This window comes from Chryseobacterium sp. MEBOG07 (genome assembly GCF_021869745.1).
Classification (GTDB): domain Bacteria; phylum Bacteroidota; class Bacteroidia; order Flavobacteriales; family Weeksellaceae; genus Chryseobacterium; species Chryseobacterium viscerum.
The window spans coordinates 4,514,265-4,535,501 of sequence record NZ_CP084579.1; the positions used below are offsets into that span (position 1 = coordinate 4,514,265).

At 35.7% G+C, this 21,237-nt stretch carries 15 protein-coding genes and 3 pseudogenes; 10 read left to right on the forward strand and 8 right to left on the reverse strand.

Annotated elements, in window-relative coordinates:
- The first annotated feature begins 25 nt into the window (after positions 1 to 25).
- The 5 genes and pseudogenes from LF886_RS20665 to recG all read left to right on the forward strand — a co-directional run bounded on the left by LF886_RS20665 (position 26) and on the right by recG (position 6,555).
- Positions 26 to 1,779 (forward strand): annotated as a pseudogene (locus tag LF886_RS20665) (peptide MFS transporter).
- A gap of 59 nt (positions 1,780 to 1,838) precedes the next feature.
- The gene (locus LF886_RS20670; RefSeq protein WP_236851410.1) at positions 1,839 to 2,192 is read left to right on the forward strand and encodes a DUF1016 N-terminal domain-containing protein; all 354 of its coding nucleotides are present in this window, start codon (positions 1,839 to 1,841) and stop codon (positions 2,190 to 2,192) included.
- Positions 2,193 to 2,261: 69 nt separating this feature from the next.
- On the forward strand, positions 2,262 to 3,737 hold the full coding sequence (locus LF886_RS20675; protein ID WP_236851411.1) for a peptide MFS transporter: 1,476 nt from the start codon (positions 2,262 to 2,264) through the stop codon (positions 3,735 to 3,737).
- Positions 3,738 to 3,779: 42 nt separating this feature from the next.
- A complete protein-coding gene (locus tag LF886_RS20680) occupies positions 3,780 to 4,313 on the forward strand; it encodes a thioredoxin family protein (RefSeq protein ID WP_236851412.1) in 534 nt (177 codons plus the stop codon).
- Positions 4,314 to 4,468: 155 nt separating this feature from the next.
- A pseudogene (gene recG, locus LF886_RS20685) lies at positions 4,469 to 6,555 on the forward strand (ATP-dependent DNA helicase RecG).
- A 615-nt stretch (positions 6,556 to 7,170) separates the two neighbouring features.
- Here the strand turns inward: recG and LF886_RS20690 are convergent.
- From LF886_RS20690 to dapA, 4 genes are all read right to left on the reverse strand, one after another.
- Entirely contained in the window at positions 7,171 to 7,617 is a 447-nt protein-coding gene (locus LF886_RS20690; RefSeq protein WP_236851413.1) for a response regulator, read from the reverse strand.
- A complete protein-coding gene (locus tag LF886_RS20695; protein WP_236851414.1) occupies positions 7,610 to 8,191 on the reverse strand; it encodes a helix-turn-helix domain-containing protein in 582 nt (193 codons plus the stop codon). The genes LF886_RS20690 and LF886_RS20695 overlap by 8 nt, the downstream gene beginning before the upstream one ends.
- A gap of 295 nt (positions 8,192 to 8,486) precedes the next feature.
- Positions 8,487 to 8,990 carry a GNAT family N-acetyltransferase gene (locus tag LF886_RS20700; RefSeq protein ID WP_236851415.1) on the reverse strand — a complete coding sequence of 168 codons (504 nt, stop codon included), beginning with the start codon at positions 8,988 to 8,990 and terminating at the stop codon, positions 8,487 to 8,489.
- A gap of 118 nt (positions 8,991 to 9,108) precedes the next feature.
- Positions 9,109 to 9,984: a 4-hydroxy-tetrahydrodipicolinate synthase gene (gene dapA / locus LF886_RS20705; protein WP_103233216.1), complete on the reverse strand. Its 876-nt coding sequence runs from the start codon at positions 9,982 to 9,984 to the stop codon at positions 9,109 to 9,111.
- A 107-nt stretch (positions 9,985 to 10,091) separates the two neighbouring features.
- Here dapA and LF886_RS20710 point away from each other — a divergent pair, with 107 nt between their 5' ends.
- Genes LF886_RS20710 through recO form a run of 4 tightly spaced genes read left to right on the forward strand, consistent with a single transcriptional unit; the run spans position 10,092 to position 14,740 of the window.
- A complete protein-coding gene (locus tag LF886_RS20710; protein ID WP_236851416.1) occupies positions 10,092 to 10,850 on the forward strand; it encodes a 5'-nucleotidase C-terminal domain-containing protein in 759 nt (252 codons plus the stop codon).
- Positions 10,850 to 11,800 carry a bifunctional metallophosphatase/5'-nucleotidase gene (locus LF886_RS20715; RefSeq protein WP_236851417.1) on the forward strand — a complete coding sequence of 317 codons (951 nt, stop codon included), beginning with the start codon at positions 10,850 to 10,852 and terminating at the stop codon, positions 11,798 to 11,800. Before LF886_RS20710 ends, LF886_RS20715 begins: the two co-directional genes overlap by 1 nt.
- Before the next feature lies 1 nt (position 11,801).
- A complete protein-coding gene (locus tag LF886_RS20720) occupies positions 11,802 to 14,054 on the forward strand; it encodes a hypothetical protein (RefSeq protein ID WP_236851418.1) in 2,253 nt (750 codons plus the stop codon).
- Positions 14,054 to 14,740 carry a DNA repair protein RecO gene (gene recO, locus LF886_RS20725; RefSeq protein ID WP_236851419.1) on the forward strand — a complete coding sequence of 229 codons (687 nt, stop codon included), beginning with the start codon at positions 14,054 to 14,056 and terminating at the stop codon, positions 14,738 to 14,740. The genes LF886_RS20720 and recO overlap by 1 nt, the downstream gene beginning before the upstream one ends.
- Positions 14,741 to 14,757: 17 nt before the next feature.
- On the opposite strand, the pseudogene LF886_RS20730 reads toward recO, so the two are convergent.
- From LF886_RS20730 to LF886_RS20745, 4 genes and pseudogenes are all read right to left on the reverse strand, one after another.
- Positions 14,758 to 17,426, reverse strand: a pseudogene (locus LF886_RS20730) (MGH1-like glycoside hydrolase domain-containing protein).
- Between the two features lie 120 nt (positions 17,427 to 17,546).
- Positions 17,547 to 18,356: a glucose 1-dehydrogenase gene (locus LF886_RS20735; RefSeq protein ID WP_236851420.1), complete on the reverse strand. Its 810-nt coding sequence runs from the start codon at positions 18,354 to 18,356 to the stop codon at positions 17,547 to 17,549.
- 73 nt (positions 18,357 to 18,429) lie between these two features.
- Complete coding sequence (locus tag LF886_RS20740) at positions 18,430 to 18,903, reverse strand: GNAT family N-acetyltransferase (protein ID WP_236851421.1); 474 nt, start codon at positions 18,901 to 18,903, stop codon at positions 18,430 to 18,432.
- Positions 18,904 to 18,907: 4 nt separating this feature from the next.
- Positions 18,908 to 19,486, reverse strand: a complete 579-nt coding sequence (locus tag LF886_RS20745) for a DUF1684 domain-containing protein (protein ID WP_236851422.1) — start codon at positions 19,484 to 19,486, stop codon at positions 18,908 to 18,910.
- Between the two features lie 169 nt (positions 19,487 to 19,655).
- Between LF886_RS20745 and LF886_RS20750 the strand changes: the two genes are divergently transcribed.
- The gene (locus LF886_RS20750) at positions 19,656 to 21,236 is read left to right on the forward strand and encodes a GMC family oxidoreductase N-terminal domain-containing protein (RefSeq protein WP_236851423.1); all 1,581 of its coding nucleotides are present in this window, start codon (positions 19,656 to 19,658) and stop codon (positions 21,234 to 21,236) included.
- Position 21,237: the final 1 nt, after the last annotated feature.

Sequence of the window (21,237 nt, forward strand, 5' to 3'; positions counted from 1 at the left end):
GTCTTAACAAAAATTAACAATAGAAATGGATAATATTGAAGCATTGAGTCCGAAACCGGATGAATTTGTAGAGAGTAAGAATTCCAGGCATCCTAAAGGATTATGGGTTCTTTTCGGAACAGAAATGTGGGAGCGTTTCAACTTTTATGGAATGAGAGCTCTTTTGACGCTCTTCATGGTAAATTCCTTATTAATAAAAGAAGCTGATGCAGCGATCATCTATGGTGGATTTCTAGCTTTATGTTATTTAACACCTCTTTTAGGAGGTTTTATTGCTGATAAATATATCGGAAACAGATTTGCCATTATCATTGGTGGATCATTAATGGCTATCGGTCAGTTTCTATTATTCATCAGTGCTTCTACCTTCTCGGCAGATCTGGGTAGTTCCAAAATGATTATGTGGCTGGCATTATTCGTTATTATTTTTGGTAACGGATTCTTCAAACCGAATATTTCTTCAATGGTAGGAAGTCTTTATCCAAAACAGGAAAAGTCTAAACTGGATTCTGCTTTCACCATTTTCTATATGGGGATCAACATCGGAGCATTCCTAGGTCAGTTTATCTGTCCATATGTAGGAGACGTGAAAGATGCTACAACAGGAGTAAGAGATATTTTTGCTTTCAAATGGGGATTCTTAGCCGCTTCTATTGCAATGGTAATAGGAACAATAACATTCTTTATCCTTAAAAATAAATATGTAGTAACTCCGGAAGGAAGACCTATCGGAGGGTTGCCTAAAAACAATACAAGTGCAGACTTTGAAGAAGGAGAAACGCAAACGGCTAAATTTTCAGGTCAGTCTTTAGGGATCACTGGGGGATATTTATCATTTTATTCTTTGCTTTCAGATATCTTCTGGTAGGAGAATTTGGATTTAAAGCGGTAGAAATGGGCCAGCTAATCAAAGGTATTATTTATCCTTTCATCTATGCAGCGGGTATTTCTTTAGCATTCCTGATCATGTCTTCTGCTGAAAACAAGATTGAAAAACAAAGAATCTGGGTAATCTATATTGTATCGTTCTTTATTATTTTCTTCTGGGCTGCATTCGAGCAGGCAGGTTCTTCTTTAACATTTATAGCAGATAACCAGACAGACAGAAATATTTTTGGATGGAATATGCCTCCTTCAATGGTTCAGATCTTTAACGGAATTTTCGTAGTTCTATTAGCAGTTCCTTTCAGTTTATGTTGGGATAAGCTAAGAGCAAAAGGAAAAGAACCAGTATCTCCATTCAAACAAGCCATGGGATTAGCATTAATTGCTCTTTCTTATTTCATCATTGCACACAATGTAAAAGATCTTGGAAACTCGGGCTTATTAGCGATCAAATGGTTAATGCTTTTATACTTCATCCAGACTTGTGGTGAGCTTTGTCTTTCTCCAATTGGATTATCATTAGTAGGTAAACTGGCTCCAAAAAGATTTGCTTCATTATTGTATGGTGTTTTCTTTATCTCTAATGCTGCCGGATATGCTTTGGCAGGTTCATTAGGAGCACTTATCCCTGCAACAGGTGATAAATTTACAAAAGCAAAGGAAATAGGAGTTAACCTTCAGGATGTTTTAGATAAAAAAGTAACTCTAACAGCTGATCAGGTAGCTGCTTTCGATAAAGCTCAACTTCCATTGCACAACCCTACTTTTGTAGGATTTGAGATTCATAACTTATTCGAATTCTTCATGGTATTCGTAGTACTTTGTGGTATCGCTTCTGTAATATTAGGTTTACTTTCACCTATCTTAAAGAAAATGATGCACGGTGTAAACTAACTGCATTAACAAAATATGAATAAAACCTCTGCTAAGTCGGAGGTTTTTTTTATTTTCGTATGATGGAAATTTCCGAAGATTCTTTATTCCAATCCGTAAAAGAAATTGTTAGACAGTCGCGCGAAAAGATTTTTCGAATTGCGAATTCTACGCTACTGCTTACCTACTGGCAGATTGGAAAACTTATTGTGGAAGATAAGCAACAGGGAAAAGAATCCTCAGAATATGGAAAAGGTTTTGATGAAAGTAGCTTAAGAAATATGCACTCTTTTTATCATGCATTTCCCATATGTGACGCATTGCGTCACGAATCGCATAGATTCCTTTTACTCAAAATCGTAAAAAAACAATTTATTTGCCAGCAAATATCTGCTGTACATCCCCAAAAAATTAAAATTAAAACAAATTATTGATCAGTACAGAATACGTTTTGAACTGAATCAGAAAAATAAAAACCCTAATTAAAACAATCATATATCATTATGAGCTTAACTCTAGAAGAAATACAAAACTTTAAAGGAAAGTATCCTAAACAGCTTTGGACCTTATTTACCGTTGAAATGTGGGAACGTTTCTGTTTCTACGGAATGCGTGGTGTTCTTACAATTTTTATGGTAGACCAGCTGGGTCTACTGGAAGACAAAGCTAACCTACAGTATGGAGCTATCCAGGCTTTCATTTATGCTTTTACCTTTATAGGAGGTATTTTTGCCGATAAAATCTTAGGGTTTAAAAAATCTTTGGTCTTTGGAGGGATTATCATGGCAGTTGGAAATCTTATTATTGCTCTTTCTCCTCATGACTTCTTTTATTTTGGTATTACCTGCTCTATTATCGGGACAGGATTCTTTAAACCCAACATTTCTTCAATGGTAGGAGAACTTTATAAAGAAGACGACCCAAGAAGAGATGCCGGATATGGACTTTTCTATGCTGGAATTAATATTGGAGGACTTTTAGGAGGAGCTCTTTGTGTATATCTTGGAAAATATTATTCATGGTCATGGTGTTTTCTCGCAGCAGCAGTAGTGATGGTTTTAGGCTTAATTACCTTTTTCATTACTAAAAAATCATTAGGACCTATCGGCGATTCACCATTAAAGGTTCTTCCGCAATCTAAAAGGACTTTACGTGAAGTTTTGGTATATATTGGAGCTTTGATAAGTATGCCTCTTATTTTCATAATGGTCAAAAACACTGAGTTTACAGATTATTTTATGTATTTAATCGGTATTGCAGCCGTAGGATATTTTGTCATAGAAACAATAAAGCAGACCTCTTCTTATCAAAAGAAACTTATTGCAGCCTTTGTATTTATTTTCATGTACTTCCTATTTAATTCTATTTATGAACAAAGTGGTGGTTCATTGTCCTTATTTGCAAAAGATAATCTTGTACACAATATGTTAGGAATAAGTATGGACCCTAATGTTATTAATAACAGTGCCAATTCTTTCTTTATTATTATTTTCAGTCCTCTTATTGGTCTCGCTTGGGTAGGTTTAAACAAAAAGAAGCTTGAACCTAATACCATTAACAAATTTGGAATTGGATTTCTATTTCTTGCAGCTGGATTCTTTTTATTTTACAGCTTAAGATATTTTGCAGGTGAAGATGGCAAATCATCTCTTAATCTGTTTACTTTCACCTGGCTTGTGATAACTTTCGGGGAACTGTGTCTGGGACCTATCGGGATGTCTATCATTACAAAATTATCTCCTAAAAAAATGTTTGGTATGATGATGGGACTTTGGTTTCTAGCGAGTGCATTCGGACAGTTTGCTGCAGGTAAAATTGGAGCTAGCTTATCTGAATCCAATACTGGAAATACCAATATGAGTAAACTTCTTGCCTATACGGATGGATATAAAACATTGGGTATCTATGCACTAATAGCCGGTGTGGTATTAATTTTGCTATCTTCATTCGTGAAAAAATTAATGCAGGAGGTCAAATAAAAGAATAAGTAATTATGCTTATTTTTACATAAATATCACAATATGAAGAAAATTCTAAGCATAGTTATCTTATTACTATTAAATTTCAGTTTTGCCCAGATAAAGTGGATGACCATTGAAGAAGCTTTAAAAGCTCAAAAAGAAAATCCAAAAAAAATATTGATTGACTTTTATGCAGACTGGTGCGGTCCCTGCAAAATCATGGACAAAAAGACTTATGGACATCCTGTGATTGCTCAGATTTTAAATGAGAATTACTATCCTGTAAAATTCGATGCAGAAGAAAAGAAGAATGTTGAAATTTTCGGAAGAACATTTTCCAATCCTAATACTGAACATAAAAAAGGAAAAAATTCCCTGCATGAGTTTACACAGTACATGAATGTAGGAGCAGTCCCAAGTACAGTATTTCTGGATGAGCATGGTGATCCTATCACTATTCTTCAGGGAGAATTGTCAGCCAAAGAACTTGAACCCTATCTGGAACTGATTTCTAAGGATTTATTTAAAAAAATCCGTACCAGAGAACAGTGGGAAGATTACCAGAAAAAATTCAAATCTAAGATCAAAGATTAATTTAGAGTTTCGAAATTCATACTTTTTGAGTTCAATTCTAAAAATTCACTATAGAGACTTCCAATTTTTTTGGAAGTCTTTTTTATTTTCCCGAAATTCGAACCTTTGTTTTTTCATACAAACTCAGGCCTTGAAACCTGGGTCTCAAATTAAAAATGACTTTAGAAACCTCCATAGAATACGTAAAAGGAATAGGTCCGGAAAGAGCCAAACTCATCAAAAGTGTGTTAGGCTTATCTACCGTGGAAGATATGCTTAACTTCTACCCTATCCGCTACCTCGATAAAAGCAAAATTTATAAGATATCTCAGCTTCAGGAAGAAAGCAGCCAGGAAATACAATTTAAGGGAAGAATTACTCAGGTACAGGAAATCCAGACTGGTAAGACTAAAAGATTGTCTGCAAAATTCAATGACGACACCGGCAGTATGGATCTGGTATGGTTTCAGTATTCAAAATGGCTGAAAGAACAACTTCCTATTAATAAAGAGGTTTATATTTTTGGAAAGATCAATGTTTTCAACCGTCAGTTTTCTATGCCGCACCCGGAAATAGAAGCGGAAGAAAGTAAAGAAGGTGATACACGGCTTAAACCCATATATCCAAGTTCTGAAAAACTGACCAAAAGAGGTTTAAATCAAAGGTTTTTTCAAAATGCCTTAAGAAATATCTGCAAAGAGATCCCGAATCTTATTGAAGAAAATTTCCCGGAATACCTGATGAAAACTTTTACATTCATGTCAAGACAGCACACTTTTCTGAATATTCATTTTCCGAAGGATATGGAACATTTTGACAAGGCTGATTTCAGATTAAAATTTGAAGAATCATTCTTTTTTCAGCTGGGATATGGTTTAAAAAAACTTCATCATAAGACTCAGTCTTTTGGGAACTCATTTCCTATTATAGGGGATCATTTCAATGATTTTTATGAGAATTATCTTCCTTTTGAGCTTACCAATGCTCAGAAAAGAGTTTTAAAGGAAATCCGTATGGATATGAAAAGGCCGATTCAGATGAACAGGCTTTTACAGGGAGATGTAGGTTCCGGAAAAACGATGGTAGCGCTTCTCACTATGCTTATCGCCATGGACAACGGTTTTCAGAGCTGTCTGATGGCTCCTACAGAAATTCTTGCCCAACAGCATTATAACGGAATTAAAGAACTGCTAGAAAAGACAGGGATCAATATCCGCATTCTGACGGGTTCAACTAAAGCAGCAGAGAGGAGAATTTTACATGAAGAGCTTGAAAACGGTACACTTTCTATTTTAGTAGGAACCCATGCTGTGCTAGAAGATAAGGTTAAATTTAAAAACCTTGGGCTCGCCATCATTGATGAGCAGCATAGATTTGGAGTTGCTCAACGGGCTAAGCTTTGGGCAAAAAATAAAATCCCTCCTCATATTTTGGTAATGACCGCTACTCCTATCCCAAGGACCTTGGCAATGAGTTTTTATTCTGATCTGGATGTTTCTGTAATTGATGAAATGCCGGTGGGAAGAAAACCAATCATAACCGCTCACAGACGTGAAAAGGACAGAGTGTATGTTTATAACTTCTGTAAAGATGAAATAAAAAAAGGACGACAGGTCTATTTTGTATATCCACTCATTGAAGAATCTGAAACATTGGATTATAAAAATCTGATGGAAGGGCTGGAACACGTCATGGAGTATTTTTCAGAATACAACGTAACCATGCTTCATGGAAAAATGAAGCCGGATGAAAAAGATGCAGCAATGGCTTATTTTGCTTCCGGAAAAGCAGAAATCATGGTCGCAACTACCGTGATTGAAGTAGGGGTAAATGTTCCCAATGCTTCCGTAATGGTGATTGAAAGTTCTGAAAGATTCGGGCTTTCACAGCTTCATCAGCTGAGAGGACGTGTGGGAAGAGGTGCTGAGCAGAGCTACTGCATTCTGATGACTTCGGATAAATTGTCCAAAGAAAGCAGAACCCGTATCAAAACAATGACGGAAACAAATGATGGATTTAAGATTTCTGAAGTGGATATGCAGCTTCGCGGTCCTGGAGATATTCTGGGTACACAGCAAAGTGGTGTGGTAGATTTTAAGAGACTTGATCTCATTAATGATTCGGCGATCATTAAGACAACAAAAAATACGGTAGAAAAATCCTGGAAGCTGATCCTATGCTTTCCAGACCAGACAATCTGATTATCAAAAACTATTATATCAGATACTACAAGGGAAAAAATAAGTGGAGCAAAATATCATAAAAAAACCGCAGAAAAAGATTTCCTGCGGCCCCCTTATAAAACTGTTATTTAGAAGAAATTACTTTTGGTCTGTTTATAAAAAATTTATTTTAATAGTTTTGGCTTAATATTTTGTGATGTGGTGTGAAAATATTTATATAAAATATATTATTTGAATAAGGTAAGGCCGCCACTATTAAAATAAATTTATAAAAAAACAAAATGAATTATTTTTTTCCAACTTGCTTATTATAAAAACTAACTGTGTATAGGTGGAGATGAGGGAATGAAACGAATAAAAATACCTCCAACTACTTTAAGTTTTCATGATTGTACCGTTTTGTTTAAAGATCTTCTATGCTTTAAAATTGGAAAATTAGTATAATTCATTTTGTTAACTAACATCGTGATTTATATAATCTTGTTTTTAGAAACAATTACTTCTCATTCATGAGTATCTTTTTCTATATAATGAAATTTGTGTCTCAGTTTACTTTTACAAATGTCAGAATATTAATTCGGATGCCTTTTATATTATTTTAATTATTAGTTATAAAATTTTCACTTATTTGTGAATAGTATGCATCAAATATGATTTACATTTCTTTAATATTGAATTAATAAATCCTTTATACATCACACTTTCAAAATAAAATTATCTTTATTCAATCCTGAAGTATGATACTGCCAATTGATGGTAATAATATCTGTAAGAGCCTTTTTAAACCTTTCAAAACACTCTGGTTTTTTCATATAAATATTGGCTCCTTTTACAAAAATATCTTCAATGTCATCTTCTGAAATCGGTTCAGAAAAAATGGCTGTTACCATGTTGTTGAATTTCACATTTGAATCAATTTCCTCAAGACATTCCATACATTCTTTTCCGGGAATCGTATATTTTATGAAAACAAGCTCGGGAATTACAGCATCCTCATTATTCAGATATTTCATCAGATCTTTTCCGTTGCTGAAGCATTGAACTTTTATAGAGATTTTCAACTCTTTCAAAATATTTTTAAAAAAAATCAAAGTGCTTTCATCGTTATCTGCTACTATTACGTTCAGAAATTCTTTATTCATACTGCATTTTAGGGTTTATTGCCGTGCTTTGGGCTCTTCTTCTTTTTCCAATAATCTTTTGAAACTGAGATGGAGTAATTCCTGTTGTATTTTTAAATTGGGTACTCAAATGTGCCACACTTGAATAGTTCAGTTTATGGGCAATTTCTGTAAGGCTTTGCTTATTTCTTATGATCAGAGCTTTTGAATGTTCTATCTTTTGCAGAATAATAAAATTCTCTATAGAGGTATAGGCAACTTCCGAAAATAGATTGGAAAGATAACCATAGCTGTGATTCAGTTTCTCAGAAATGTATATCGATGCTTTTACCGGGATGATCTCATCAGAAAAGACAAGTTCTACGATAGCATCTTTTATTTTTTGTACCAGAGCGGTTTTTTGACTTTCTATGATCTCAATACCATACTCTTCAAGATTTTGCTTAAAAAGATTGTGTTGTTCTTGTGTAAGGGGCTCATAGAATTCTACCTCACCGAAGTTCAGCAACCTGTACTTCAGTCCGTGTTCTTTAAGTTTCTCGTCCAATATCTTTTTGCAAAGAGCATTGAAATCAAATTTAACATACATTTTCATCCTAGTATATATAAGCCTTTTAATTTTAGTAAATATAATAATTTATTTCAATTAAATGTGAAATAGCTATATATTTTTTTATTTTGACGTATATACGCAAAAACTCCTGTATTATTGAATACAGGAATTTAAACACTAAGGATGAAAAAAATATACTGATAAAAAGCTGAGTCAGCTCAAAACCAAGCATATGAATGTATTGTTATAAGTGATTTGGTTCTGAAGCAAAGATCATTCAAAAAAAGAAGTCACTTGTTATAGAATTACAGGATAAAGTTACAAAATTTTAAGTCAATTATAAGTGAATTAGAAATTCCATCAGATAATCATCCATTACATATCCGTTACCGATATCAAAAACACCTTCACCATAAACCTTGTATCCTTGGGACTCGTAGAAGTTTCTGGCGGAATTGAATTTATTGACATTCAAAATAATTCTATGGTTTCCGTTTTCAGAAACTTTTTCATTTAGAAACTGAAGTGCTTTTTTACCAAATCCTTTGCCCTTACTTTCCGGGACAAGATAAATACGGTGAAGCTTGGTTGTATTCTCTTCATAATTATGCTCGTAACCGATAAACCCCTCATACCGATCACTGTTTTCATCCTGAATCATATAATAATGGTAATGAGGATTTTGAAAATGAGTTAGAATTTCGGTTTCAGAATACATTTCAGAAAGCATATACTCCATCTGTTCTTTAGAAAGAATATCTGCGTAAGCATTTTCCCATGATCTGCGTGCCAGATCCTGAATTAAATGAATATCCGCTGCTGTTGCCTGTCTTAATTTCATGATTTATAATATTATGATGATTAAAAAAAGTGAAAAGCCTAAACTTTTCACCTTTTATATTTTCAATAATGAATTGTTGAATTTTAAAGCAATATCAAAATTCATTTTTCTCAATCCTTTATGAGATGGTTGCCATTTCAGCTTTAATTTTTGCGTAAAGACCTTCTGAAGCTGCTACTAAAGGAAGTCTCAAATAGTTTTTGATGATTCCTTTTTCAGTCAAAATGACCTTAATACCGCAAGGATTCCCTTCTGCAAAAATTAAACGGGTAATATCAACCAGTTTATTATGAATTTCATAAGCCTCTTTTACTTTACCATCGAAAGCTAATTGTACCATAGTAGAGAATTCTTTAGGATATGCCTGCCCAATTACAGAGATTACCCCATTCCCTCCAGCCAGCGTTACTGGTAATGTATATTCATCATCTCCGGAAACCAAAGAAAACCCTTCAGGCTTCTTTCTCAGGATATCAAAATACTGTAAAATATTGGGTGCAGCTTCCTTAATCATGAATAAATTAGGGAATTCTTTCGCAAGACGAAGAGTGGTATCTGCGTCTACATTCTGCCCTGTTCTTGAAGGAACATTATAAATAATAATATTCTTTCCTGTGGAAGCTAAAGCTTTATAGTGCTGATAAAGACCTTCCTGATTCGGTTTATTGTAGTATGGAGATACTGAAAGTACGGCTTCAAATGCAGAAAGATCTGCTTCTTCAATCTGTTTCTTGACATCAAGAGTATCGTTGCCGCCAATTCCCAAAACCAAAGGAAGACGTTTATTATTCACCTTAATGATATGCTCAATTACCTGTTTCTTTTCCTCTGCAGAAAGCGTTGCGGCTTCTGCCGTTGTTCCCAATACAACCAAATAATTGGTTCCGTTTTCGATATTGTATTCAACCAGTTTTGTTAAACTATCGAAATCAACGGATAAATCTTCATTAAAGGGCGTTACCAACGCAACACCTACTCCTTTTAAAATGCTCATCTGTTAGAATTATTTTTGTCAAATTTAATAATTTACAGTAAGAATTTATAATAAATAATAATGTTTTATTATACATATAGTTATATTTGCATATACTAAAAGAGATTATGAAAAATAAATTCTTGTTACTAGGAATTGCTCTGGCGTCCCTTACAGCATGCAAAACGGCTTCTGTGCCGCAGCTTGTGAATGTAAAGACTCAGAAAAATATTTCTATTAATAATGAGCTAAAAAATGATGAGGAGTTTGCAAAATTTATTGAGCCTTATAAGCAGAAACTGGATAAAGAAATGAACCAGAAAATTTCTCATACCAATGTAAATCTTACAAAGCAGGGCGATAACAGCAATCTGGGTAATCTTTTAGCAGACTATACATTTGAAGGAGGTAATGAATGGATAAAAACTCATCTTACACAAAACGTAGATGCTGCATTGATCAATATCGGAGGAATCCGTACTACCATTGGGAAGGGAGATATTTTACTTAAAAATGTATTTGAAGTAATGCCATTCGAAAATGAGGTAGTTATTGTGAAAATGAAAGGAGCAGATTTACAGGGCCTTTTTGAATATTATGCGAAAACGCAGGTCAACAATCCTGTTTCTCATTTATACATTGAAACAAAGAATGGACAGGTCATCAAATCCTTAATCAACGGCAAAACAGTAGATCCGGCGAAAGACTATTATATTGCTACCTCAGACTATCTTGCTCTGGGAGGAGACAATATGAAATTCTTTGCAAAAGGAGAATCGATTGCAACAGGGATTAAAATGAGAGATTTATTTATCGATTATTTTAAGAAAACTCCTGAAGTGGTAGCCAACACGGATGTTCGTTTAAATTTTATTGGGAAGAAATAATGGATAGAAAAAGTTTTTTAAAAGCAATAGGAGGCGGATCTTTGGCAATGGCTTTAGCTCCCAATATGATGATGGCGGAAGAGTTAAAAATTCTTGACTTAAAATCTACCAATAAACTGACTATCCTTCACACCAATGACCAGCATAGCAGAATAGAACCTTTCGATGAAAGCTATACAAGAAATCCTAATCAGGGAGGTTTTGCAAGAAGAGCCAGCTTAATTCAGCAAATCAGAAGTCAGGAAAGCAATGTACTGCTTCTTGATTCCGGAGATATTTTCCAGGGAACTCCTTATTTCAATTTCTTTGGAGGAGAACTGGAATTCAAACTAATGTCCATGATGAAATATGATGCCTCTACCATGGGAAATCATGATTTTGACAATGGTCTTGATGGATTTTTAAAAGTACTTCCTCATGCGAAGTTTCCTTTTATCTGTTCCAATTATAATTTTAAAAATACAATTCTTGACGGGAAAACTTCTCCTTACCAGATATTCAACAAGAATGGAATAAAAGTAGGGATTTTTGGAGTAGGTATTCAGCTGGATGGCCTGGTAGGTAAAAAACAGTATGGAGAAACCGTTTATTCCAATCCGATTGATGTTGCACAGCATTATTCAAATTTCCTGAAGAATGATCAGAAATGTGATCTGGTGATTTGTCTTTCCCACATCGGTTACGAGTATAAGGATGAACCGAATAAAATAAGTGATAAAATTTTAGCGGCCAGTACAGAAAATATTGATATTATTCTGGGAGGCCATACTCATACATTCTTACCGGAGCCTCAATCCTATACCAACAGAAAGGGCAAAAATGTTCTAGTCAATCAGGTTGGATGGGCAGGTCTTCTTTTAGGTAGAATAGATTTTTATTTTGATACAAACAAAAACATACAGCATATTTCCTGGAACAATCAGGCAATAGACAGCAGCATAACCGCATAATATGAAAAAACTCTCAATAATTTCTCTTGGTATTTTAGCATCCCTGCAGTTTACAAAAGCACAGGTCATTTCATCAAAAAAATGGGCAGATCTATTTTCCTATAACAATGTCTTTGCGATGAAAGAAGACAATGGGAAAATTATTGCTGCTACAGAAAACGGAATATTCTATTATACAATATCAACAGGGGAAATTACGAAGTTGTCCAAAGCCAATGGCCTGCACAATATTGGAATAACAGCTTTCGATTATAATCCGCAGACTAAGACAGGACTTATTGGTTATGAAAACGGTTCTATGGATGTTATCACTCCACAGGAAATCAAATATATCGTTGATATTCCTATTGCTACCGGCTATAATGGGAATAAAAAGATCAACCATATTTCCATAACCGGAAATCAGGCTGTCATCTCTGCAGGCTATGGACTTTCCATATTTAATCTGAATAATAAAGAATTTGGAGATTCTGCATTTTTCCTGAATGGTGGGGTGTATGAAGCGAGTAATGAAGCTACCATATTCGGAAACAAAGTATATTCTGTAACCAATACAGGATTGAAAAGCCACCAAATGAATACTACTTTTCCGGTGTATTCAACATGGACAACTGAAGTTCCGGGAGCATTCAAACACATAGATTCAGAATCTGAACTGGTATATTCTACTGCTACAGCAGCATATATTTATAACAATGGTACTCCAACACAGCTTCCTACAAGCTTTGGAAACATCCGCGATGTTGTTATTACCTCCAATAGTATTGTGGTTACCGATAACAGAGTTTACACTTACGGTATAAACGGAGTAGCACAAAATGCAGTTAGCCTTGGTGAAGAATGTAATACCGCACTAACAGCTGGGGGGAAAATCTTTGGAGGAACCGTATTATCGGGGATAAAGGATGAGGGCAATACTACTTTTAAACCATCAGGACCCTACCTCAATTTTGCCTATACTGTTAATCTTTTTGATAATAATCAGATGCTTGTTTCTACCGGGGCACGACTAGATAACTATAATTTCCCTACTAATAATCCTAAAAAACCTGGCTTTTACTATTTCAATGGTACAGAATGGATCTATCCTTCTTTCTTTGTTAATAATCCAAAACAAATCAATGTATTGGATGCTATTATAAGCCCTTACAACAATAATGAGGTCCTATTTACCAATTACACCATGTTTGATAATGGAGTCTATAGAATGAAATATAATGCCACAAGCAAAGATTTTGAGCTCGTAAAATATTATAACCTTGGTGCACAGCCTTACTACAGACGTCCTGTAGGTTTTACTACAGATACCCAGAACAACCTTTTTGTTTCTTTTGGATTTAATGACGGAAACCCTTCTATGGGAATCTATGATAAAGCGTCTGATGATTTTATTATCAAGAAAATCGTTCTTGCCAGTGATGGTATACAAAAGGCCATTTTCCACGAAAATATGTTATGGACTCCACTCCCAAGATCTAATAACTTCTGGGTGTATGACTATAAAAATGCAACCAACCTTTCTGATGATACGGATTATATTTTGGGTACTGCTAATGGATTTAATAGTTCAGGAGGAATATTATCTGTAGCATTTGACAAATCCGGAGACGCATGGATCGGTACAGATGGAGGCTTAAGAATAATGCCGAATGCAGCATCTGAAATAAAGAGTTCACAACCTAAAGTAGAGCCTATAGTTATAGAGCAAAATGGTCTTGGGGAAGAACTTTTCAGAGATTCAGCTATTCTACAGATTGCTGTAGATGCAGGAGATTACAAATGGGTATCTATTGATGGCGGTGGTGTATATTATCTATCTTCTGATGGTCAGAAAACAATAAAACATTTCACTAAAGAAAACTCTCCACTTCCTACAAACAGCGTTACCGATATAAAAATTGACAAGAAAACAGGTAAGGTATATTTTGTAACATATAATGGTATTGTAACCTACCAGGGAGATGTTGCAGATGTAACTTCTAATTTTGGTGATGTTTTGGTTTATCCTAACCCTGTTGTCTATTCTAATTTTAAAGGAAAAGTTACTATAAAAGGGCTTGCAGAAAAAACCAATATAAGAATCGTAGATGCAGCAGGAAATGTAGTACACTCTGCAGTGGCGAGAGGCGGTTATTATGAATGGGATATGAATAATCAGAAAGGAGCAAGAGTAGCTTCAGGAATTTACTTTGTCCTGATGACCAATGAAGACGGATCTGACAAAGCTACAGCCAAAATAGGAGTGGTTAATTAATGAATTCACAAAACGGTTTTTTACTTTCATTTATAAAATATGGAGAAAATGATGCAGTCCTGCATTGTTTTACAGAAGAAGAGGGTTTTCAAAGCTATTTTCTAAAAGGAATTTATTCTAAAAAGAACAAAAAGAAAGCCCTGCTGCAACCGCTGAGCCAGCTTAGTTTTTCTATAAATCCAGCAAGAGGAAATGGCATACCATCTGTTTCAAAGTTTGAGCTGGTAAAAAATAATGACATTTATACGGATATAAAGGTCAATACTGTTATTTTCTTTATCTCAGATTTTTTGAGCCATATCCTTAAACATGAAAATAAAAATATTCCCATCTATTTCAGTATTGATCATTTGATCAATGAACTGATCAACAAAAATTATCAGGCACATCTGCTATTTTTATTGGCTTTTTTAAAAATTCAGGGAGTTGCACCGTTACTGAGTGATGGACATTTTTTGGATCCGGAAACCGGAACCTTCTCCTTAGCCATCAGCCATCAGCTGTTCAATGAAGAAATTTCCACGCTATGGAAAGAAGCCCTTTGCGCAGAAGACTTTTATGCGACAAAAATCCACCCTTCATTGAGAAAGGATTTTCTTGACAGCCTTTTGGTGTATTATCATTATCATATCACAGACTTCAAAACTCCGCCCTCATTGGAAATAATACAACAGATATTTGAGTAGATCAGAAAGCCTGTTTCTTACGATTCTTTTGTTTTTTCAATATCATCCGGCATTTCAGTTTCAGATTCTGCAATTTCTTTTTTAGAGAATCTCGGCTGAAGGATCTTGGCAATAAGGCCCGTCCAGCCTGTCTGATGGGAAGCTCCTACTCCACGGCCGTTATCCCCGTGAAAATATTCATAGAACAAAATATAGTCTTTAAAGTCGGGATCTGTTTGAAATCTTTCATACTGCCCATGAACGGGGCGTTTTCCATTTTCATCCTTTAAAAAAATCTTTGAAAGCCTTCCATTCAAAGAATCGGCAATCTGATCCAGATTTGAATAGTTTCCACTTCCTGTAGGGTATTCCACCAAAAAATCAGGACTGTAATAGAAGAAAAACCGCTGAAGACTGTCAATAATCAAAAAATTAATAGGAAACCATATTGGACCGCGCCAGTTGCTGTTACCTCCAAACAGCCCGCTGTCACTCTCTGCCGGAGTATATTTCACTCTATAATCCGTTTCGTTCAATGTTAAAGTATAGGGTTTGTTCTCGTATTCTTTTGATAAAGCTCTTACTCCATAATCACTTAGAAATTCGCCCGGGTTCAACATTCTACTCAACAGTCTTTTCAAACGATGTCCGCGGAGCAAAGATAAAAGGTGCTTGGAATCCTGCCCTTTGACTTCCCATCTTGAAACCAGAGAAGCCAGTTCGGGTTTATTATCCAATACCCATTTCATCCTTTTTTTAAAATTGGGAAGATTTTCAATCATTTCATCATCAATAACCTCAACGGCAAACATCGGGATAAGTCCTACAATAGTCCTTAATTTCAAATACATATGAGTTCCGTCACTGGAAGCTATCGCATCATAAAAGAATTCATCTTCTTCATCCCAAAGACTAAAGTTTTCATCTCCCATATTATCCAATGAATGGGCAATCGACAGAAAATGTTCAAAAAATTTCGTGGCCATTTCTTCGTACACATTATTGTAAAGTGCCAGTTCCAATGCAATCCGCATCATATTCAGGGCAAACATAGCCATCCAGCTTGTTCCATCCGACTGTTCCAGCTGTTCTCCGTTTGGTAAAACAGAATTCCGGTCAAAAACACCAATATTATCAAGACCTAAAAATCCTCCTTCAAAAATATTGTTACCATTGAGGTCCTTTTTATTAACCCACCATGTAAAGTTCATCAGTAGCTTCTGGAAGGCACTCTCCAGAAATTCCAGGTCTGGTTTTTCTTTTAAATATTCATCAATTTTAAAGACCCTGAAAACAGCCCATGCATGTACAGGCGGATTGACATCACTAAAATCCCATTCGTAAGCAGGAAGCTGTCCGTTGGGATGCATATACCATTCAAAAAGGAAAAGTTTCAATTGATGTTTTGCAAAATCCGGATCAATCAGCGAAAAACTAATAGTATGAAAGGCCAGATCCCAGGTTGCATACCAAGGATATTCCCACTTATCAGGCATGGAAATAATATGTTCATTATTAAGGTGCTTCCAGCCGTAGTTTCTTATTTTTTCCCTGGATTTGGGAGGTGCTATTTCGGCCGGATCGCCTTTCAGCCATTTTTCAACATTGTAATGATAAAACATTTTGTTCCAAAGCATTCCTGCAAAAGCCTGTCTCTGTACCAATTTTTCATCTTCCGAAGAAATTCCTTTCTGGATTTCAACATAAAATTCGTCTGCTTCTTTCTTCCTTTGCTCAAAAAGGATATCAAAATCACCAAAAGGTTCTCTTAAGTCTTTATCTGATAGTCTGAATTCAAATGTTTTGGATTCCTTTCCTTTAAAATCTTCATCAATAAAAAAGAAGCCTTGGTTCCAATATTCTGGGGATTTACAGACTGAGAATCTCCAGTCATCACAAAATTATTGATCCCGTCTTTGCAGTATTTTGATTCATTGGAAGAATGATACAGCCTTTCATTATTCGTTTCATTATTACAAAACAGGGTTTTTAAAGATTGTTTTGCATATACATTTTTAATGTCTATATCCTGATGATTCACTTTAATGCGGTCTGCATCTTCTGCATACAATTGAGGCTTATAGTCATCATATCCCCAATTCCAGGTATTTCTGAACCAGATTGTCGGCAATATGACAAGGGACGCTTCTTTTTCAGATTTGTTGGTAATTGTTACCTTAACTAAAATATCATTTTGGCTTTCTTTTGCGTATTCAATAAAGATGTCAAAGTATTCACTGGTATCAAAAATCCCGGTATCAATCAATTCATATTCCGGTTCCTCTTTGTCTCTTTCTGCATTTGTTTTTAAAAGATCTTCGTAAGGGAAAGCATTTTGAGGATATTTGTACAGCATTTTCATGTAAGAATGCGTGGGGGTAGAATCCAGGTAATAGAAATATTCCTTTACATCTTCACCATGATTTCCCTGGCCGTTAGTCAGTCCAAAGAACCGTTCTTTTACCATTTTATCCTTTTTATTCCAGAATCCCACAGAGAATACAAGCTTCTGAAGGTCATCACAGATTCCGCATATGCCCTCTTCACCCCAACGGTATGTTTTGGCTTCTGCTGTATCATGATTGGTATAATTCCAGGCATCTCCGTTTTCACTGTAGTCTTCACGAACAAGCCCCCACTCACGGTTGCTTACGTAAGGGCCCCATTTTTTCCATGAAATATCTGAAATTCTCTGTTTTTCTGACATAAGCGATAATTATAAGTAATGAATAATAAGCAATGAGTGATATTCTGTTTCGTTATAAAGGTGTTCATATACTGATGACAACAGCCCCAAAACTTTGAACTTTAAATTTTAGACAACTATTTACCCTCCCGTAGAAAAGCTCTCAAACGTAGTCATCCCACCATCAACGAAAATGCTGGTTCCTGTAATATAGTCAGCAAGATCACTAGCCAAGAATACTGTCAAATTTCCTATATCCTGTGGTTGTCCGATTCTGTTATAAGGAATTAAGGTAAGAAGTGAATTGAGCGCTGCCTGAGTATTCCATGCATTTTGATTAATAGGAGTCTGAATAGCTCCCGGACAAATAGAGTTGACACGGATTTTATCTGCACCATATTCCTGAGCAAGAGTCTGCATCAGCATTCTGACCGCTCCTTTACTCGCCGCATAATTAGCATGCCCGGCCCATGGAATAATTTCATGCACCGAACTGATGTGGATAATTTTTCCACAAGCAACAGAACGTGAAGGATCTATTCCTCGGCGTAGAAATTCTTTAATGGCTTCTCTGGCGCAAAGAAACTGCCCCGTCAGATTGACACCGATAACAGCATTCCATTGGTCTAAGGTCATTTCAGTAAATTTTGCATCTTTCTGAATCCCTGCATTATTCACAAGGATATCTACAGTCTGATACTCTGAAACAACATCTTGAAACATTTTGACTACCTGATCTTCCTTGGAAACATCACATTGATAGGTCATTCCTTTTCCTCCGGCATCAGTGATTTCTTTCAAAACAGCCTTGGCTTCTTCTGTAGACCTTTCCGATGAATGATTGACGATGACTGTTGCCCCTGCTCCGGCTAATGATTTCGCAATTCCCGAACCAATTCCGCTGGAAGCTCCTGTGACCACAGCCACCTGATTTTGAAGTGATATTTCCATGTTTTATAATTTGATGTTACTCAAAGTTATGGAAAGATATCAGCAGATGAAAAATTATGATTTTAAAATTTTATTAAAGTTTTTTGTACATCAGATATTGAGGACCGCTTCTTCCCATTCTTGTTTTCCCATCATAGATATATCCGGACTGAAGATAAATATGGTAAGCAGAATCATTTTTCTGGTTGACGGCAAGTACAATTTCGTTGCAGGAATTGAAATGATCCTTTACAAAATCACCTACTTTCATCATAGCAGATTTTCCTATTCCTTTCCCCTGCATCTGAGGATTCACAGATAAGGAACGTACTAAGACGGAGTTTTCATTGTCTGTAAGCTCAAATTTATCTTTTCCAAAATCCAGTACAAAAAAACCAACAGGAAGATCATTTTCAAATATAGTCACCGGAAATGCATCTTCATCATCCCGTTCGCTGATGCTTTGTAAAGCTTGCTGAGCCGTCGCAGTAAACTTCATCTGATTTTCATCCAAAGCATAACTGACCCCTGAAAGGTCTTCTTTTTTAAAGAATTCTAAATGTATCATAATTCTAGTGATGGTAAATATCTTCATACATTACCCCTGCACGGATTTCCACGGGAAGTTTATTTTCCTCCGGAACAATGGGACAATTGTAATCGTAAGCGTTGTAAGCACAAAAAGGATGATAAGATTGATTAAAATCCAGCACAATGGTATTTCCTTTCGGTATTTTAAGATCCATATATTTTCCTCCTCCATACGTTTCTTTTTCATTGGTAGCATCGCGGAACGGCAGAAAAAGATAGTCTTTGTATTTTTCCTGCTTGATCAAAGCCAGGCTCTGATATAAAGTGACAGTATAAGGTTTGCCATCTAATGTAAATGTTGCTTTTCCGTATTCCTGATAAGACTTTGTTTTGCCTGAAGAAGTGGGAAGCTCAAAAGGCTTGGTATCTTCTGATTTAACAAAATCCGCAGTTACTCTGTATTTGGTATCAAAAGGAAAGAAAGGATGTTCTTTAAAGTTTTTAAAATTATCTCCCCTTAATGGAGTTTCTTTTGGATTGCGATATTCCGCATTAAGTTCCTTCTGAAATTTCTGTACTTCTTTCTCTTCCTTTGAAACCTTTTTTGAGAAAAAGCCCATAACGGAAGAAGTAAAAAGAGTACTATATATTTTTTCATACGTATAAAGTTATAAGTAAAACTATGAATTTTCGTAACAACAAAAGTTAAAATTGTAATAAAAAAAGATAATCTGTAATAAATAAAACAAGCGTCTGTGGCTGTAGCATACTTTTTGAGAAACAAAGTTCATGGACAGGAAAAAATTCATTAAGACAAGTGCATTGATGATATCAGGTTTTTATTTTCTTCAATCCGAATTATTTCATGCTGCAGAAAGAAGAAATAGTAGGGTACAAGAAAATACTGATGCTCCGATTGTAATCATTGGCAGCGGATACGGAGGAGCTGTATCTGCCTTACGTCTTTGTGAAGCCGGAAAGAAGGTTGTGATGCTTGAAATGGGTCTTAACTGGGAAAAAGCCGGAATCTCGTTTTCTAATCTTCTGAAACCCGGAAAAAGTTCTGCATGGCTGAAAAAGAAAAGTATTGCTCCTTTCATGAATATTTTTTCTTTAACTCCTTTTACCGGAACATTGGATCGTCTGAGTTTTGACCACATTAATATCTGGGTAGGAAGAGGAGTCGGCGGTGGTTCGCTGGTGAATGGAGGAATGGCTGTAACCCCGAAAGAGAGCTATTTTAAAGAAGTTTTCCCTGATCTTGATGCTGAAAAATTTTACAGTCATTACTTTCCTCTGGTAAGGGAAGAACTGAAAGTAAATGTCATTGATGAACAGTTTTTAAAAGACTGTCCTTATTATAAGTTCACACGGGTAGGTGAAGAAGAGGCTCATAAGGCCGGTTTTAAAACCATCAGAGTTCCGAATGTGTATGATTTTAAGTATATGGAAAAAGAGTTCCGGAATGAAGTTCCACGCTCAGCGCTCAATACTGAAGTTATTTATGGGAACAATCACGGCAAAAACAGTTTAGATAAAACCTATCTGAGAAAAGCACTGGAAACCGGAAATTTGGAAATTCTTGATCTTCACCGTGTACAAACTATCCAACTTAATGATGATAAAAGCTATACATTAAATGTCCAGCAGATCGATACCTCAGGAGCTTTGGTTGCCGATAAAGTTTTCCACTGTAAAAAACTGATTCTTTCTGCAGGAACTATGGGAACTTTACAACTTTTGCTGCAATCCCATGCTGAGAATGGCTTCCCTGTTCATGAAAAGATCGGAAAAAACTGGGGAAACAACGGAAATTTCATGACGGGCAGAAACTGGGTGCAACCTTTATCAGGCGGTACGGGTGCTAAGCAATCTACTATTCCGGTAGGTGGAATTGACAACTGGGATGATCCAGAACATCCGTTTTTCACAGAAATTGCTCCTTTACCGATGGGAATGGATGTTGCTACCGCTTTATACCTGCTGATCAACAGAGTGGATAAAAAAGGTGAAGTTGCCTACAATAAAGCCAGCCAATCCCTGACCTTGAATTGGGATGAAAGCAATACTGCCAAAATGAAAGAAAACGCCCAATATTTTATCCGGAAAATGAATAAGGCTAATGGCGGAACCAGAAGTCATTTGCTTTTCAATAATGGTTTCGGGGCAGATATCTGTTATCATCCGCTCGGAGGATGTGTCCTGGGTGAAGCTACCAATGAGTATGGAAAGCTAAAAGATCATGAAAATCTGTATGTACTGGATGGATCCTTAATTCCCGGAACAATTGGCGTCAATCCGTTTGTTACGATTACTGCCATCGCAGAATATTGTATGGAAAACCTCATCATGCAGAATGAATTTGCCTGAA

Coding starts and splice junctions, on each gene's coding strand:
- LF886_RS20670 (WP_236851410.1), top strand. CDS start 1,839: ATGATGGAAATTTCCGAAGATTCTTTATTCCAATCCGTAAAAGAAATT.
- LF886_RS20675 (WP_236851411.1), top strand. CDS start 2,262: ATGAGCTTAACTCTAGAAGAAATACAAAACTTTAAAGGAAAGTATCCT.
- LF886_RS20680 (WP_236851412.1), top strand. CDS start 3,780: ATGAAGAAAATTCTAAGCATAGTTATCTTATTACTATTAAATTTCAGT.
- LF886_RS20690 (WP_236851413.1), bottom strand. CDS start 7,617: ATGAATAAAGAATTTCTGAACGTAATAGTAGCAGATAACGATGAAAGC.
- LF886_RS20695 (WP_236851414.1), bottom strand. CDS start 8,191: ATGAAAATGTATGTTAAATTTGATTTCAATGCTCTTTGCAAAAAGATA.
- LF886_RS20700 (WP_236851415.1), bottom strand. CDS start 8,990: ATGAAATTAAGACAGGCAACAGCAGCGGATATTCATTTAATTCAGGAT.
- dapA (WP_103233216.1), bottom strand. CDS start 9,984: ATGAGCATTTTAAAAGGAGTAGGTGTTGCGTTGGTAACGCCCTTTAAT.
- LF886_RS20710 (WP_236851416.1), top strand. CDS start 10,092: ATGAAAAATAAATTCTTGTTACTAGGAATTGCTCTGGCGTCCCTTACA.
- LF886_RS20715 (WP_236851417.1), top strand. CDS start 10,850: ATGGATAGAAAAAGTTTTTTAAAAGCAATAGGAGGCGGATCTTTGGCA.
- LF886_RS20720 (WP_236851418.1), top strand. CDS start 11,802: ATGAAAAAACTCTCAATAATTTCTCTTGGTATTTTAGCATCCCTGCAG.
- recO (WP_236851419.1), top strand. CDS start 14,054: ATGAATTCACAAAACGGTTTTTTACTTTCATTTATAAAATATGGAGAA.
- LF886_RS20735 (WP_236851420.1), bottom strand. CDS start 18,356: ATGGAAATATCACTTCAAAATCAGGTGGCTGTGGTCACAGGAGCTTCC.
- LF886_RS20740 (WP_236851421.1), bottom strand. CDS start 18,903: ATGATACATTTAGAATTCTTTAAAAAAGAAGACCTTTCAGGGGTCAGT.
- LF886_RS20745 (WP_236851422.1), bottom strand. CDS start 19,486: ATGGGCTTTTTCTCAAAAAAGGTTTCAAAGGAAGAGAAAGAAGTACAG.
- LF886_RS20750 (WP_236851423.1), top strand. CDS start 19,656: ATGGACAGGAAAAAATTCATTAAGACAAGTGCATTGATGATATCAGGT.